16 protein-coding genes are annotated in these 15,446 nt (G+C 67.2%); 5 read left to right on the top strand and 11 right to left on the bottom strand.

The genetic code is table 11. The features are described from left to right. The first annotated feature begins 129 nt into the window (after window positions 1-129). Together E3O67_RS12990 and E3O67_RS12985 are read left to right on the top strand one after the other, a co-directional pair. On the top strand, window positions 130-1,761 hold the full coding sequence (locus E3O67_RS12990; RefSeq protein WP_134430158.1) for a hypothetical protein: 1,632 nt from the start codon (window positions 130-132) through the stop codon (window positions 1,759-1,761). Between the two features lie 20 nt (window positions 1,762-1,781). Then, window positions 1,782-2,831 carry an AI-2E family transporter gene (locus E3O67_RS12985; protein ID WP_135102891.1) on the top strand — a complete coding sequence of 350 codons (1,050 nt, stop codon included), beginning with the start codon at window positions 1,782-1,784 and terminating at the stop codon, window positions 2,829-2,831. Here the strand turns inward: E3O67_RS12985 and E3O67_RS12980 are convergent. The 9 genes from E3O67_RS12980 to rpsB all read right to left on the bottom strand — a co-directional run bounded on the left by E3O67_RS12980 (window position 2,828) and on the right by rpsB (window position 9,629). Then, window positions 2,828-3,556, bottom strand: a complete 729-nt coding sequence (locus E3O67_RS12980) for an alpha/beta hydrolase (RefSeq protein ID WP_174776838.1) — start codon at window positions 3,554-3,556, stop codon at window positions 2,828-2,830. The two genes, E3O67_RS12985 and E3O67_RS12980, sit on opposite strands and share 4 nt — an antisense overlap. A gap of 29 nt (window positions 3,557-3,585) precedes the next feature. After that, a complete protein-coding gene (locus E3O67_RS12975) occupies window positions 3,586-3,882 on the bottom strand; it encodes a hypothetical protein (protein ID WP_134430152.1) in 297 nt (98 codons plus the stop codon). Window positions 3,883-3,921: 39 nt separating this feature from the next. Further along, window positions 3,922-4,530, bottom strand: coding sequence for a lytic transglycosylase domain-containing protein (locus E3O67_RS17520; RefSeq protein ID WP_241979262.1), 609 nt, complete (start codon window positions 4,528-4,530; stop codon window positions 3,922-3,924). A 141-nt stretch (window positions 4,531-4,671) separates the two neighbouring features. Further along, on the bottom strand, window positions 4,672-5,217 hold the full coding sequence (locus E3O67_RS12965; protein WP_135102890.1) for a DivIVA domain-containing protein: 546 nt from the start codon (window positions 5,215-5,217) through the stop codon (window positions 4,672-4,674). Between the two features lie 46 nt (window positions 5,218-5,263). After that, window positions 5,264-6,259, bottom strand: coding sequence for a phosphatidate cytidylyltransferase (locus E3O67_RS12960; RefSeq protein WP_241979261.1), 996 nt, complete (start codon window positions 6,257-6,259; stop codon window positions 5,264-5,266). A 15-nt stretch (window positions 6,260-6,274) separates the two neighbouring features. Further along, window positions 6,275-6,829 (bottom strand): ribosome recycling factor, encoded by a 555-nt coding sequence (frr, locus tag E3O67_RS12955; RefSeq protein ID WP_134430146.1) that lies wholly within the window; start codon window positions 6,827-6,829, stop codon window positions 6,275-6,277. Window positions 6,830-6,860: 31 nt separating this feature from the next. After that, a complete protein-coding gene (gene pyrH / locus E3O67_RS12950) occupies window positions 6,861-7,577 on the bottom strand; it encodes a UMP kinase (protein ID WP_134430143.1) in 717 nt (238 codons plus the stop codon). Window positions 7,578-7,868: 291 nt separating this feature from the next. Then, window positions 7,869-8,696: a translation elongation factor Ts gene (tsf, locus tag E3O67_RS12945; RefSeq protein ID WP_135102889.1), complete on the bottom strand. Its 828-nt coding sequence runs from the start codon at window positions 8,694-8,696 to the stop codon at window positions 7,869-7,871. A gap of 9 nt (window positions 8,697-8,705) precedes the next feature. Next, the gene (gene rpsB / locus E3O67_RS12940) at window positions 8,706-9,629 is read right to left on the bottom strand and encodes a 30S ribosomal protein S2 (RefSeq protein WP_134430137.1); all 924 of its coding nucleotides are present in this window, start codon (window positions 9,627-9,629) and stop codon (window positions 8,706-8,708) included. Between the two features lie 323 nt (window positions 9,630-9,952). On the opposite strand from rpsB, the gene E3O67_RS12935 reads away from it, so the two are divergent. Then, window positions 9,953-10,558 carry a M23 family metallopeptidase gene (locus E3O67_RS12935; RefSeq protein ID WP_135102888.1) on the top strand — a complete coding sequence of 202 codons (606 nt, stop codon included), beginning with the start codon at window positions 9,953-9,955 and terminating at the stop codon, window positions 10,556-10,558. Window positions 10,559-10,612: 54 nt separating this feature from the next. Here E3O67_RS12935 and E3O67_RS12930 read toward each other — a convergent pair whose 3' ends face one another. Next, window positions 10,613-11,650, bottom strand: a complete 1,038-nt coding sequence (locus E3O67_RS12930; RefSeq protein WP_135102887.1) for a tyrosine recombinase XerC — start codon at window positions 11,648-11,650, stop codon at window positions 10,613-10,615. Window positions 11,651-11,655: 5 nt separating this feature from the next. Then, a complete protein-coding gene (locus E3O67_RS12925; RefSeq protein ID WP_135102886.1) occupies window positions 11,656-12,555 on the bottom strand; it encodes a phosphodiesterase in 900 nt (299 codons plus the stop codon). Between the two features lie 230 nt (window positions 12,556-12,785). Between E3O67_RS12925 and E3O67_RS12920 the strand changes: the two genes are divergently transcribed. After that, window positions 12,786-13,292 carry a hypothetical protein gene (locus E3O67_RS12920; protein WP_135102885.1) on the top strand — a complete coding sequence of 169 codons (507 nt, stop codon included), beginning with the start codon at window positions 12,786-12,788 and terminating at the stop codon, window positions 13,290-13,292. Window positions 13,293-13,403: 111 nt separating this feature from the next. Then, on the top strand, window positions 13,404-15,422 hold the full coding sequence (locus tag E3O67_RS12915) for a hypothetical protein (protein ID WP_135102884.1): 2,019 nt from the start codon (window positions 13,404-13,406) through the stop codon (window positions 15,420-15,422). Window positions 15,423-15,446 lie beyond the last annotated feature (24 nt).

Below are 15,446 nucleotides of genomic sequence, written 5' to 3'. Positions count from 1 at the left end.
TGCCCCTGAGAGGCACCTAATAACCCCTCATGTCGGGGCGCGTCAGTGCCTTCACAACAGACTAAAATTGCAGACGCTCCCCTCGGCAGACCGTAACCGGGGGTCAGAGCCCCATTTTGAGGAGACAGCGTGGCGAACGACGAAGCAGACTTCACCCAGGTATTCCGCGGTTACGACCGTGACGAAGTCGACAAGACCATTCAGGGGCTGCGCCGGGACCTGATTCAGGCGAACACCCAAGGCACCGAGGCGAAGAAGGAGATCAAGCGCCTCAACACGCAGATCGACGATCTGAACGCGGAGATCGAAGAGGTGGGCAGTCCCACCTTCTCCGGCCTCGGCACCAAACTCGAGAACACCCTGCGTGTGGCGGAGGAGCAGTCGACAAGGGTGATCGCCCAGGCCGACATCGACGCCGAGCGTCTGCGCGCCTCCGCGGCCAGCGAAGTGCAGACACTGCTGCGCGAGGGCAAGGAGCACGCCGAACGGATGCTGTCCGATGCCACGGTGAAGGCGGGCCGCATCCAGGGCGACGCCGTCGCCGAAGCCGACGACCTGCTCGCCCGGGCCCACGAGGACTCCACCACCCTCACCCAGGACGCCGTGCATGAAGCGGCCGCCATCCGCGGCGCAGTGGCCACCGAGGCCGCCGAGTTGCGCGCCACCGTGAAGCGGGAAGTCGCCGCGATCCGATCGGAAGCGGAGCGCGAGGCCGCCGAGGTACGCGTGGTGGCCCAGCGAGAGGCCACCGAGGCCCGCGAGGTGGCAGCCGGGCTCACCAGCGAGACCGAGCTGACTCGCGCCGAGGTCGCCCATGAACTTGACCAGCAGCGCGCCGACCTGGCCCGGGAAACGGAACAGGCCCGCATCGACCTCGCCGCCGAAACCGAGCAGCACCGCATCGACCTGGCCCGGCAGACCGAACGGGACCGCATCGAACTGGCCCACGAGACCGAGCAGGCGCGCAACCTCCTCGCGATCGAGATCGACCAGGCCCGCACCGACCTCGAACGGGAGATCGAGCAGGGCCAGGCCGACCTGGCCATTGAGAGCGAGCAGGCCCAAACCGACCTGGCCAGGGACCTGGAGCGCCAGCGCGCCGACCTCAGCCGCGAGATCGACAAGGCGCGCGTCGACCTCGCCGCCGAGATCGAGCAGTCGCACGCCGATCACGGTCGCGTCAATGAGCAGACCCGCGCCGACTTCACCGCTGAGAGCGAGCAACTGCGCATCGACCTCGACAACCACCTGACGGCCGCCCGCAAGCGGGGTGAGCACGAGGCCGCCAAGCTCAAGCGCGAGATCGATCAGGCCCGGGCGGACTTCGACGTCGAGTTGAAGGCCCGTCGGGACGAAGCGGAGCAGGGCCAGTTGCAGCGCCACCAGGAGGCGGTGGCGCAGACGCAGAAGTTCGTCACGGATGCCACGAAGCAGCTCGCCGAGACGAAGCAGCGCACGGTCGAACTGCGTGCCCTGAACGACCAGCTGGACGCATCCGCCCGGGACGAGGTCAGGGCGGCGAAGAAGGTGGCCGAGGAGTCGGCGGAACGCCTCGTGCGGGACGCCGAGACCCGGGCCGCGGCGCTGGTGACGGACGCCGAACTGCGCACGCGCGTGCTCGTGGCCGACGCCGAGGAGCGCCTGTCCCAGATTAGGATTGAACGCGACGCCGTGGCCGGCTACTTCGAGAGCCTGCGCGGCCTGCTCACGCAGGCGGAGAAGGTCGCCGCCAGCGGCGACGACTCCGACGTCGAGCACTGACACGAGCCGTGGGGAAATAAGTGAAGATTCAGAATGCCTTTCGCGTCGGATTGATCGGCACCCTCGGCGTCGGTGTCGGCCTGCTCATCATCACGTCGGTGATCACGCTGCAGACGATCATCACCTACATCGGTGCTGCGCTGTTCCTCGCCCTCGGGCTCGACCCAGCAGTGTGCTGGTTGGAGAAGAAAAGGTTCCCCCGCTGGGCCGCCATGCTCACCGTGCTGGTTGCCGTGATCGGCGTGCTGACCGGCGTGATCTTCGCCGTCGTGCCGATCATCGTCGACCAGGTCTCCAAGCTCTCCAAGGCCGTGCCGGACCTGATCAAGTCCATCAACACCTCCACGTTCCTCGCCGACGTGCAGAAGCAGTTCCCGGCCCTGCCACTGTCGAAGATCACCGAATCGATCACCGAGTTCATCGGCGGCAACATCTCCAACATCACGGGCACCATCATCCAGTCGGGCCTGGCGATCGTCAGCGGTCTCTTCGGCGCACTGATCATCCTGATCCTGACGCTGTACTTCACGGCGTCGCTGAACAGCATGAAGCAGGCCATGTACCAGCTGGTACCGGCGTCCAAGCGGGCCCGGTTCGCCGATCTCAGCGAGCAGATCACGACATCCGTCGGCCGCTTCGTGATCGGCCAGGGTGCCCTTGCACTCTGCAACGGCGTGCTCAGCTTCATCTTCCTGTCGATCATCGGAGCACCCTTCCCGGCGCTCCTCGCGCTGATCGCGTTCCTGTTCTCGCTGATCCCCCTCGTGGGCACGATCACCGGGTCGATCATCATCGTGCTGACTTGCCTGATCCCCGGGATCGGCAGCACGACGTTCACGGCGCTGGTAGCCGCGATCTATTACCTGATCTATATGCAGGTGGAGGCCTACCTGCTCAGCCCGAACATCATGAACCGGGCCGTCGCCGTTCCCGGCGCCGTTGTAGTGGTGGCCGCCCTCGCGGGTGGCAACCTGCTCGGCATTCTCGGCGCGCTGATCGCCATCCCGGTCGCCGCGGCGACCATCACGATCATCAAGCAGGTCGTGATTCCCCGCCAGAACGAGCTCTAGTTCGAAGCGGCCCACCTCGTGGGCAACGGCGCGGCGGCAGGATTGACCACGGCCACGATCTCGTCGAGCACGCGGCGGGTGGCACTCTCCCCCACCCACAGGTGCTTCCCGCCCTCCACGGCGATGAACCGGGTGTCGGGCACACTCGCGAAGCGCTGCCGGGCCTCCGCGGGGCGCAGGTAGTCGTCGAGCTCGGGGATGACGGCCACCAGCTTCGCGTTTCGGCCGGCCCAGGCCGCGAGTTCCGCGTCCGACGCCCGGTGCAACGGCGGCGAGAGCAGAATGGCGCCGCGAATCGAGTGCTCGAGACCGTACTTGATCGCGAGCTCGGTGCCGAACGACCAGCCCAGCAGCCAGGGATCAGGCAGACCGCGCTCGGCGACGAAGGCCATCGCGGCGGCGACATCGAGGCGCTCGTCGACGCCCTCGCCGAAGCTTCCGCCGCTCGTGCCCCGCGGTGAGGCCGTGCCTCGGGTGTTGAAGCGCAGTACCGCCAGATCGGCGAGGGCAGGCAGCCGCCCGGCTGCCTTGCGCAAGATGTGCGAGTCCATGAAGCCGCCGTGAGTGGGCAGCGGATGCAGGGTCACCAGCGTGGCCACCGGCGCCCGGTCCACGGGCGTGGCGAGTTCGCCGACCAGGGTCAGACCGTCCGCCGTGTGCAGCTCGATCTGCTCACGCACGGCCGGCAGTTCGATGCCGCCACGAATCTCGACGCTCGACGTCACGGTTTCTCCTTTGATGCCACGCAGGGCGGCTACTTGATCTTCCAGCAGTGCGAGTGCCAATGGCGCCGCGCGGCGAGGTCAGATGCCTCACCCATGACGCCGTCGCCGCGCCAGGCGACCACGTGGGCGGTGCCCGGAGAGACCTCACGGTGGCAGCCGGGGCACACATACGCTTTCACGGCCTGCGGCCCCGGTACGGGTTGCACGGTCCAGAGGCCGTCGCGGCGGGCCTCCGTGCGTCGCCAGCCGGCGCGCATCCGTTCGATGCCCTCGTCATCAGAACCCGGTCCGGGCTTGCGGCCACGGGGTCGGTTGCGGCGAGCCATTGGGCCAGTCTACGTGCGGGTCTGGCGGACCGCGGCGCGCTAGTACCAGCCGACGTCGCCGGAGTGGGCCCAGGCGCCGCACGGGGTGCCGTAGCGACCGGAGATGTAGCCGAGGCCCCACTGGATCTGGGTGGCGGGGTTGGTCTGCCAATCGTCTCCGGCGGACGCCATCTTGGAACCCGGCAGAGACTGCGGGATTCCGTAGGCGCCGCTCGAGCGGTTCTCCGCATTGACGCGCCAGCCGGATTCCTTGTGCCAGAGCGACACCAGGCAGTTGAACTGGTCGTCGCCCCAGCCGCGAGCGGCCACGGCGTCCGCCGCGATCGCCTGGGCCGAACCGGGGTCGGGGATGGCCGCCGACGGAGCCGAGCTCGACGAGGACTTGGACGCGACGGGAGCCGCGACGGGAATCGGAACGGGTTTGGGCTTCTCGGTGACGGTGAAGCTGTCGCGCGTGAAGGTGTTCGAAGCTGCCGCGGTAACCTGGATCTCTTGGGCTTCCTGACCGTTGAACCGGTCGCCGGCCACCTGAAAGTAGGGTGAAGCCGTGGCTCCGGAATACGGGTCGACAACCGTGACGAGCACGAACGCCGCTGCGGCGGTGAAGGCGAAGAGGGAAACGCGCCCTCGGGCGCGAGACCTACTCATTCTGACCTTGACGGGCCTGCTGGCGTGTTCGGACGGAATGATGTTCAAATGTCTACCCACGATTTGTTGAGCTTATCGGAAATCCGACATAACAGCCAGATAACGACACGGATCGATCGACGGCAGGATTCGTCGCACGATTCAGCGGACGGCCAGGATCACGTCGACGACGCTGTCCAGCACGACGTCGACCTGTGATTCCCGGTAGCCGCCACGCTGAGGCCGGAACACGGCGCACCGCACCTCTTCCACCGTGACGGGGAATCCGTCTTCGAAGTAACGCACGAGCTTCTGGGCGAACCGGTCGACATCCGTTCGCCTGTAACCGACGCTGAGAACGCTCACCCGGTGGAAGCGGTGGCCGTCCCGACGGCTGAGCCGGTTGACGAGCACCTGAGCGAGACCGTGCACCTCGGCCAGCCAAGCCTCGCTTCCCTGGGTCTGCGCCGCACGGTCCCGGTCGCGGGTCGCGAAGGCGTCTTCCAAACGCTCGAGGGCCGCATCCACGTGCGCGGGCGAGTAGCCGGCCTTGTGCATGCTGAACGCGGTATGACGGATGTCCGCGGCCGTCAACCCGACACTGTCATCGGTGGCGTCATAGGCCTTTCGGGCGACGGTGAGGAACTCCTCGACTTGCGGGACGCTGTAGCCGAGCGTCTTCTTGCCGGTTCGAGGGAAGGTGGTCACTGGAACATTCTGCCTCACAGCCGCCCGACTGACGAAACCGAGGTCGCTAGGTGAAGATCAGGTAGAGGGCATACGCGGCTGCGGCGGACGGCAGAATCGAGTCCAGCCGGTCCAGGAGGCCGCCGTGTCCCGGAAGCCAGGAGCTCATGTCCTTGATGCCGAGGTCGCGCTTGATCAGGGATTCGGCCAGGTCTCCGAAGGTGGCGCTGAACAGGATGACCACACCGAAGATAAGACCGAACCACCAGGGCTGGTCGAGCATGAACACGGCGAGCAGCACGCCGATTCCGAGGCAGGCAACGCCGGCTCCGGCGAACCCCTCCCAGGTCTTCTTCGGGCTGATCGAGGGGACCATGCGGTGCTTGCCGAAGCTGAGGCCGGCGGCATACGCTGCGGTGTCGGCGGAGATGACCAGCAGGAGGAAGGCCAGCGTCCACCACTGCCCGTCGGGCTGGGCGACCAGGAGCACCGAGAAGCTGCCGAGGAAGACGACATAGGACTGGATCAGGAAGCCGCCGCCGATGTCGCGGAGCACGACCCTGACGGGGGCACGGTGGTCGCGCCAAGCGAGGAGGACAAGTCGCCACAGTGCGATCAGCGCGATGCCGCCGAGCGTGGCCAGCCATTGGCCGGCCGCACCAAGGTAGAAAGCCGCGGGGACGACGCCCACCGATGCCAGCACGACCGGCACGCGCGGCACGTTGCGTCCGGCGAGGCGAAGCGCTTGGGCGAGTTCGAAGGCCGTGAAGCCCACGAACGCGATCGCGCAGACCATGAACAGGTCTTTGATGAAGATGAGACTGAAGAACATGAACAGGCCCAGTGCGAGCCCAATCAGGGTGGCCAGGATCAGGTTGCGCCCGGTGCGCGCCTGGATGCGTTCCTGGGTCGCGTCCAACTGCGCCCGGGTAGCCAGCATCTGACGTTCGAGATCGGCCTTCTTCGATTGCATCTGGGCCTTGAACTCGGCGCGGCTGACGCCGTGCTCACGCTTGGCGCGCAGGCCTTCGCGTTCCCCGGAATCACCTGATTCGTCCGTCATGAGGCTGGATCGTCCTTAGATCTCGAGGAGTTCGGCTTCTTTGCGCTTGAGGGCATCGTCGATGGCATCCACGTGGGCCTTGGTGATGTGTTCGAGTTCCTTCTCCCCGCGGGCCACGTCGTCGTCACCCACTTCGCTCTTGAGCGCGTCGAGGTCGTCCTTGGCCTTCCGGCGCAGATTGCGCACCGACACCTTGGCGTCTTCGGCCTTGGTGCGAACGATCTTGACGTACTCCTTGCGGCGGTCTGCCGTCAGCTCGGGCAGCGTGGCCCGGATGACGTTGCCGTCGTTGCCGAGGTTGGCGCCCAGGTTCGGGGTGTCCCGAATGGCCTGCTCGATGTCGCGCAGGGCACCCTTGTCGTACGGGCCGATCAGGAGCGTGCGAGCTTCCTGGTTTTGCAGGGAGGCCAGCTGTTCCAACGGCGTCGGCGTGCCGTAGTAGTTCACCAGGATCTTGGCGAACATCTGCGGGTTCGCCCGACCGGTTCGCACGGTCGCGAAGTCGTCTTTGGCGGCTTCGACGGCCTTGTGCATGCGGGCGGTGGCGTCGGACAGGACATCCGTGATCACGATGACTCCTTCTTCGGTGGCGTTGACAAGCTTAGTTGGAGACGAGGGTTCCCAGATCGGCGCCGAGAATGGCGGCCGTCACGTTGCCGTGCGGGGCCATGCCGAACACCTGCATGGGCATCCCGTTGTCCATGCAGAGACTGAAGGCCGTCGAGTCGACGACCTTCAGGCCGCGCTGCAGGGCCTCCTGGTAGGTGATGCGGTCGATCCTGTGCGCGTCCGGGTTGGTGCGCGGGTCGTCGGAGTAGACGCCGTCGACGCCGTTCTTGGCGACGAGCACGATCTCCGCGTCGATTTCCAGGGCACGCTGGGCCGCGACCGTGTCGGTGGAGAAGTAGGGAAGACCGGCACCGGCACCGAAGATGACGACCCGGCCCTTTTCGAGGTGACGTTCCGCGCGGCGCGGGATATACGGCTCGGCGACCTGGGTCATCGCGATCGCGGACTGCACCCGCGTCTCGGCGCCGGCCTGCTCCAGAAAGTCCTGCAGGGCGAGGGCGTTCATGACTGTGCCAAGCATTCCCATGTAATCGGCGCGCCCGCGGTCCATTCCGCGCTGCGAGAGCTCGGCGCCGCGGAAGAAGTTGCCGCCGCCGACGACGATCGCGATCTCGACCTGCTTGGCCGCCTCGGCGATCTCGCGCGCGAGGGCGCTGATGACATCCGGATTGACGCCGAGGCTGCCTGCCCCGAATGCTTCGCCGGAAAGTTTGAGGAGGACCCTGCGCTTCTTGACCGTGTCTGACATGCTGTGCGCTTCTTTCGTTGTGCTGCTCTGTGCCGTGCGGTGTGCTGTGCGGGGGCCGTACGGTGTGCTGTGTGCTGTGCTGTGCGCCGTGCTGTGCTGTGCGCCGTGCTGTGCTGTGCGCCGTGCTGTGCTGTGCTGTGCTGTGCTGTGCTGTGCTGTGCTGTGAGCCGAGTCCAGGCCGCGTTCCGGCTGCGTTCTAAAACTACTGGGTGGGCCGGTGGGTGCCCACACACAGAAGGAGACCGGATTGCGACTGCAACCCGATCTCCTTCACTGTGATCAAACGACCGGTTACGCGCCGACCTTGAATCGGGCGAAGCCCGAGACGGTCAGTCCCGCGTCGGCCAGGACCTTGCTGACGGACAGTTTGTTGTCCTTGGCGTAATCCTGCTCGAGGAGTGCGACCTGCTTGAAGTACGCGGTGACGCGACCCTCGACGATCTTGGGCAGTGCCGCTTCCGGCTTGCCCTCGTTCTTCGAGATCTCGGTGACGATCCGGCGCTCGGACTCGACGAGGTCGGCGGGAACGTCCTCGCGGGCGAGGTATTCGGGGTTCGCGAAGGAGATGTGCTGGGCCACGCTGCGCGCGGTCTCGGCATCCTCACCGGTGTAACCCAGAACAACGCCGACCTGCGGGGGCAGGTCCTTGCTGGTCTTGTGCAGGTAGATCGCGAATTTCTCACCCGTGACGGATGCGACGCGGCGGAGTTCGAACTTCTCGCCGATGATTGCGGCTTCGCCATCGATGAGCTGGCCGACGGTCTGGCCGTCGACCGGAGCGGCCAGTCCTTCCTCGACCGTGGTGGCGCCGGCAGCGGCGACCGCGTCGAGGACCTTGTCGGCCAGTGCGACGAACTTGTCACCCTTGGCGACGAAGTCGGTCTCGCAGGCCAGCTCGATCAGGGTGGCGGTGTTGCCGATTTCCTTGGCGGCGACGAGTCCCTCGGAGGTGGAACGGTCGGCGCGCTTGGCGTTGCCCTTGGCACCCTTCATCCGGAGGAGTTCGACGGCCTTTTCCATGTCGCCTTCGGCTTCAACGAGGGCGTTCTTGGTGTCGACCATGCCGGTACCGAGGCGCTCGCGCAGCGCTTTGACGTCTGCGAGGCTGATGCTTGCCATGCTTGGTCCTTACTTGGTTTCTTCGGCGGGAGCGTCGGCGGCAACAACGGTTGCGGCTTCTTCTTCTGCGGCGGGAGCTACGACGACGGGGGCTTCGACGACGGGGGCTTCGACGGCGACCGGCTCGGCGGTCGCTTCAGACGCGGCGACGGTCTCGTCAGCTGCCGGAGCAGTCTCGGCCGGAGCGGCCAGGAGTTCGGCTTCCCACGCGGCGAGGGGCTCGATTTCGGCCTCCGGCTTGGCGTGACGCTGAATGAGGCCCTCGGCTGCGGCGTCCGCGATGATGCGGGTCAGCAAGCCGACGGAGCGGATGGCGTCGTCGTTGCCCGGGATCGGGTACTGGACGTCGTCCGGGTCGCAGTTGGTGTCGAGGATCGCGATGACGGGGATGCCGAGCTTGCGCGCTTCGTCAATGGCGAGGTGCTCCTTGTTGGTGTCCACAACCCACAGCGCCGACGGCGTCTTCGTGAGGTTGCGGATTCCGCCGAGGCTCTTGTGAAGCTTGACGAGCTCGCGCTTCTTGATGAGCATTTCCTTCTTCGTGAAACCGCTCTTGGCGGTGTCTTCGAAGTCGAGCTCTTCGAGCTCCTTCATGCGGGCCAGACGCTTGGACACGGTCTGGAAGTTGGTGAGGAGGCCACCGAGCCAGCGCTGGTTGACGTAGGGCTGGCCCACGCGGATCGCCTGTTCGGCGATCGATTCCTGCGCCTGCTTCTTCGTTCCGACAAAGAGGATGGTGCCGCCGTGGGCAACCGTCTCCTTGACGAAGTCATAGGCCTTGTCGACGAATCCGAGCGACTGCTGCAGGTCGATGATGTAGATGCCGGACCGCTCGGTGAAGATGAAGCGCTTCATCTTCGGGTTCCAACGGCGGGTCTGGTGCCCGAAGTGCACGCCGCTGTCGAGCAGCTGACGAATGGTTACGACGGCCATGAGCCGTTCTCCTTGTCCGGCGCGCGCTGCGAAGCAGACGAACGCCAATCGGTTTGTGTCGTGATCGGATGACCACTACTCCTGGTGCCCGGCACAGACCCGCCCAGCTTCTGAAGGAAGCGAGGACCGAGTGGCTCTGGAGGCCGAGTGGGCACGCGTAGTCAGCGCATAAAGCGCTGCTTCGAAGAGTTTAGCACCCCCGGGAGGTGCCACATGCGCGCCGGTGGGTGGGGGCATCCCTCCCCAGGCGAGGTGGTGCGGGACTCGGTCACGGATGCCGCCCCCATCGGTTTCGAGCGGGGCGGATGCCGCACGGTGGTGGCATGAATGTCTTCCGACTGGTCCTCGCGGCCGCGCTGCCGCCGCTCGTGTTCCTGTCCGCCGTTCCCAATGACGCGACCGCTGCGGCGCCTGGTTCAAGCGCAGCCGTGTCTGTGATTGCGTCCGTGGGCCCGGTGGGCCCGGCGCCCCGCGCGGCGCCGACCGCGAAGACGGACACGGCCGGCACCTGGCTCTGGCCACTGCCACCGCCGCATCCGGTGCTCCGGGGTTTCCAGGCGCCAGCCACTCTGTATGCGCCGGGGCATCGGGGTCTGGACCTCTCGGCCGAGGCCGGCCGGGAGGTGGTTGCCCCGGCCGACGGTGTCGTCTCGTTCGCCGGGGTCGTGGGCGATCGCCCTGTGGTCTCGATCGAGCATGCCGACGGCCTGGTGTCCAGCCTCGAGCCGGTGTCGGCCGGCGTCACGGTCGGCGACCATGTCACGGCGGGGCAACCCGTCGGCCAGGTGGGCGACGGCGGGCACTGCGCGGGGCGCTGCCTGCATCTGGGCGCCCGGCTGAACGGTGGCTATGTGTCGCCACTGTTGTACCTGGCCGGGATTCCTCGCGCGGTGCTGCTGCCGGCCCTGCTGCTGAGGGCAGATGACTGAGGGGAGATAGCTGAGATGCCTGTGCCCGTGTGTGCGGAGCCGGTTGCTCCGGGGTCAGGCGCGCGGGTGCGCGGTGCGGTAGCTCTGCTTGAGGCGCTCGGCCGAGACATGAGTGTAGATCTGGGTGGTGCCCAGGCTGGAGTGTCCGAGCAACTCCTGCACGGCCCGGAGGTCGGCTCCACCGTCGAGCAGGTGGGTGGCCGCTGTGTGGCGGAGGGCGTGCGGACCGGCCGGCCCATTGCCGGGCACATCGGCCAGCAGTGCGGCGACCAGCCGGTAGACCGCCCGAACACCGAGGCGCTGCCGGCGCGCACCGAGGAACAACGCGCTCACCGGCGCGGCGGTGTTCTCGACAGCCGGCTTCACGGTGAGTACAGGGCTCGCGGCGGTCGCGACGTTTGTGGTCGGCCGTGCTGCCTTGGCCAGGACCGGGCGGCCCCGCTCGAGATAGTCGAGGATCGCGTGCTGGGCAGGCACACCGAAGGGAACCACGCGTTCCTTGGCCCCCTTGCCGGTGACCCGCACCGTGAGTCGATGAAGGTCGACGTCGGCTGGGTCGAGGCCGACCAGCTCGGAGACCCGCAGCCCCGACGCATAGAGCAGTTCGACGATCGCGAGGTCGCGAAGCGCCGCCGGTTCGTTGTCGGCGGCCCGGAGTTCCAGGTGGGTGAGCAGCTCCTGCATCTGGGTGTGGTTGATCACGCGCGGCAGCGACCGGCCAGGTTTCGGCGAGCGCAGCCGCACCGCGGGGTCGGCCGCGCTGCCGCCGGTGCGTGCCAGCCAGGCCGTGAAGCTGCGGGCCGAGGCCGACCGGCGTGCAATGGTCGCCCGGGCCAGTCCGGCCTGGGTTCCGATCCACAACCAGTCGCGGAGCAGGTCCAGGCTGAGCCCGCTCGTGTCGGCGACGCCGCGGCTCTCGGCGAAGGAGACCAGCCCGGACAGGTCGGTGCGGTACGCGCGCACGGTGTGAACGGAGAAGCCGCGCTCAACGGCCAGATAGACCACGAAATCATCGACGTAGGCATCGAGGAGGTGCGCCTGCCCGGACTCCGGTGCCTCCGGGGGAACGTGAACCGAGCCAGGGATGGTCATCGCGGTCACACCTGCCGCGAGAAGGCTTCGGTGCGCTCCTCGGGCGTGAGCGCCTCCATTCGGGAAAGGAAGGCAGCGTCGAAACCGGTCACCGCCGGAAACTCGCCGAGAGCCACGTGCGAGTGCACGACCTGGTCGTCGTACACGTGCACGAGGTTGATCGACTGCCCACCCTGCAGGCCGCTGAGGCTCCCCCGCGCCGCGGTCGGATCGATCGTGTAGCAGGTGGCGGCGGCCACCGACACCGGGATACCCGCGAAGAGACCGGTCGTCGCGTAGTGCAGGTGCCCGCCCAGGATCGCCCGGATGTCGCTGCCGGCCACCACCTCGGCCAGTCGTGCCTGCCGTCGTAGCTCGAGGATGGCCATCAGCGGCAGCATCGTGGGCACGGGCGGGTGGTGCAGGGCGAGCAGGGAGCCGTGCGGAGCAGGCTCGCTGAGCACCTCGGCCAGCCACGCCAGCTGCGCGTCGGACAGATCGCCATGGTGGTAACCCGGAACGCTGGTGTCCAGCGCGATGATGCGCACTCCCCCGACGTCGAAAACCCGGTCGACCGGGGCGGTCGATCCCTCCTCCCGGAGCAGCTCGGTGCGGAAGGCCTCGCGTTTATCGTGGTTTCCCATCACCCAGATGACGGGGGCACCCATCCGTTCGGCAGCGGCCTCGACGATGTCGCGCACCCGGCGATACGCATCGGCCTCACCGCGGTCCGCGATGTCACCGGTGAAGACCAGCGCGTCGGGCCGGAGACCGGACCGCTCCAGCTGTGCCATCGCCCGGTACACCGTGGTGTCGGTGTCGATCGAGCCGTAGAGCGCCCGACCGCCGCCGAGGAAGTGGGTGTCGCTGATGTGCGCGATGAGGTGGGTGGCGGGCGGGTACTGGCCCAGTTGCACGGCTGACATGGCGCACCTTTCGTCGGTGCCGCCCAGACTACGGCCTGCCCCTGACGCGGGCCTCCCGCCTTGCGAATCCAGCCTTCGGCAGGGGTGGCGTGCGCCCTTCAGTGGGGGTGCCCGCGGCCCCGTCTGGGGGCTCGTCTGGCCTAACGGCTCACGCGGGTCCGCCCTAGTTTCTACCACGTGTTCTCACCCATGAGGACTGTCGAGACCCGAAATCGATTGAAGGGCATCACATGAACAAGAAGACCACGCCTGTGGCCACCGCCGGCACCGTCAAGCAGCGGCGAGTCAGGAGCATCGCGCTCGTCGCGACCGCCATGCTTCTGGTCGGCAGCGGTGGAGCGTACGCGTACTGGTCGACGACCGGGTCCGGCTCCGGCAAGGCAACCAACGGCCCGTCCAATGGCTCGCTGGTCCTGATCGCTCATCTGGCCGACGGTCTGACCCCTGGCGCCTCCGTCCCGGTGACGTACTCCGCGACGAACGCAGGCACGTCCAGCCTCCGCGTCGGGACTATCGCGCAGACCGGCACCACCAATGCCCCGGGGTGTGACTTCGCCGACAACTTCACCATCGCTTCGACGGTCTCCTCCAACACGCGAGTGATGGGCACCCCGGCCAACCAGACCGCCGTCGACGAGACCGTTGCGGGAACCTCGACGCTCATGTTCCTCGACACGGCCGAGAACCAGGACGCCTGCAAGGGCGCCATCGTCACGCTGGACCTCACCTCCAACTAGCCGATCTCATGCGGGCGGGCTCTCTCCAAGCCCGCCCGCAGATGCGATTTCCCGTTCGCGTATGCAGGTTCTTGTTTATCCCCGCTCGTTCGACAGCTGTGAGAGGTTGACGTGATTTCCCTCCGTCCTCGACGTTCCCCGTCCGGAAACACCCGCCTCTCGTTCTTCGGCCTGACCGTCACCGCTACCCTCACCGCTCTGCTCGTGTCCGTCTCCGTCACCGGCGCAGCCTCTGCTTACTACACCACCCCCGGAACAGGTTCCGGCTCGTCCGCACTGGGCACACTGCTGCCGCCCACAGACCTACTCGTTCCCGCAACGAGCGCCGGCACCGTGAGTCTCAGTTGGACGGCATCCGTCGGCACGCCCGCGCCGACCGGCTATTACGCCACCCGCATCGAAACCGGCACCGGTACAACCGCTCCGGCCTGCGGCTCCGGCCCGACCTCCACGGTCGTTACGGCTTCCTGCACCGACCTCGATATTCTGACCGGCGACTACACCTACACGGTCACCGCCGTCTACAACGGCTGGACGGCGGCGAGCGCGGCCAGTGGCGGCGTGACTGTCTCGAATCCGACGCAACTGGCGTTCCAGGCGCAGCCGCCCAGCGCGACCAGTGGCACCGCCTTCACCGGCCAGCCCAGCGTCGCCATCCTGAATGCCGAGGGAAGGACCGTGCCGACAAGTACGGAACCGGTGACCCTGACCATCACCGATTCTCCTGCAGGTGCGACGCTCGAGTGTGTGCAGAATCCGGTGGCTGCCGTAGCCGGCATCGCGACCTTCACCGGCTGCCGAATCGACAAGGCGGGCAGCTACACGCTCACCGCCACCGCGAACCGGCTCGCCGCCGCCACGAGCAGCAGCTTCACCATCGAGGCCGGAGCCGCAGACCAACTGTCCTTCACCTCTCAACCGTCCGACGCCACCGGTGGAATCGCATTCGGCACGCAGCCGGTCGTCACGGTGCAGGACGCCTTCGGGAACACGGTCACGACCAGCACGGCCAGCGTCACCGCCACGGCGACGGGCCCGTCACTGACGTGCAGCCCTGCCTCGAACACCGCGTTGGCCAGCGCCGGCATCGCCGCGTTCACCGGTTGCGCGATCGCCAGGGCTGGCACGTACACCCTCACCGCCACGGCGGGCCTGCTCACCACCACCAGCGAGCCCGTCACCGTGGTCGTCGGCGCCCCGGCGACACTCGCCTTCACCACGCAGCCCCTCACCCCCAGTACCGCCGGGGCTGCTCTGTCCGCGACCGTCGCGGTACAGGACGCGGGCGGTAACACGGTCACCGACAGCACCAACCTCGTCACCCTGGGCGTCACCAACGGTTCCACCACGTGCGGCTCGTCCACGCCCACTGCCGGCGCCGCCTCATTCACCGGCTGCACGCTCGACACGGCCGGCACCTACACTCTCTCGGCAACCTCGGCGGGCCTCGCGCCCGCCCAGAGCGCGATCATCACCATCACCGCCGGTGCCGCCACGGCGTTGATCTTCAGCACGAAGCCGGCCAGCGCGACGGGCGGACTGGAATTCGGCACCCAGCCGGTCATCACCGTGCAGGACGCGTTCGGGAACACCGTCACCGGCAGCACCGCGACGGTGACCCTGGGCGTCACCGGGTCCCCCGCCACCGGTGTGCTGATCTGCACGGCGACCTCGGTGGTAGCCGTGGCCGGCGTCGCGACGTTCGGCCACTGCAAGATCGACAGGGCGAACGCCGCGAACAGCTCTTACACGCTGGCAGCGACCTCGCCCGGTCTCATCAGCGTGAGCAGCAACATCACCGTCGCGGTGGGTGTTCCGGCCAAGTTGATCGTCAGCCAGGTGCCCGCCACCCTCAAGAAGGGTTCCCCTTTCTCACCACTGGTCCTGATTCACAATGCCGGTGGAAACACCGTCATCTCCAGCGCAACCGTCGTGCTCTCCTCGGCCACCAGTTCGAATCCACCCGGCTCTCTGACCTGTCCGGCCGTGGGCGGGAAGACTCAGTCGGCCGTGGCCGGGGTCGCCACCTTCTCGAACTGTGAGATAGACAAGGCCGGCACGTATTCCGTGACCGCAACGGGCCTCGGGTTCTCGGCCACCGCCACTGTGGTCATCACGAACAACAATTAGCGTACGGGCAGGCAAAAACAGGTG

Origin of the sequence: Cryobacterium sp. TMT3-29-2 (genome assembly GCF_004564305.1) — a bacterium.
Taxonomy (GTDB): domain Bacteria; phylum Actinomycetota; class Actinomycetes; order Actinomycetales; family Microbacteriaceae; genus Cryobacterium; species Cryobacterium sinapicolor.
This window is presented reverse-complemented; position numbering and strand designations above follow the sequence as displayed.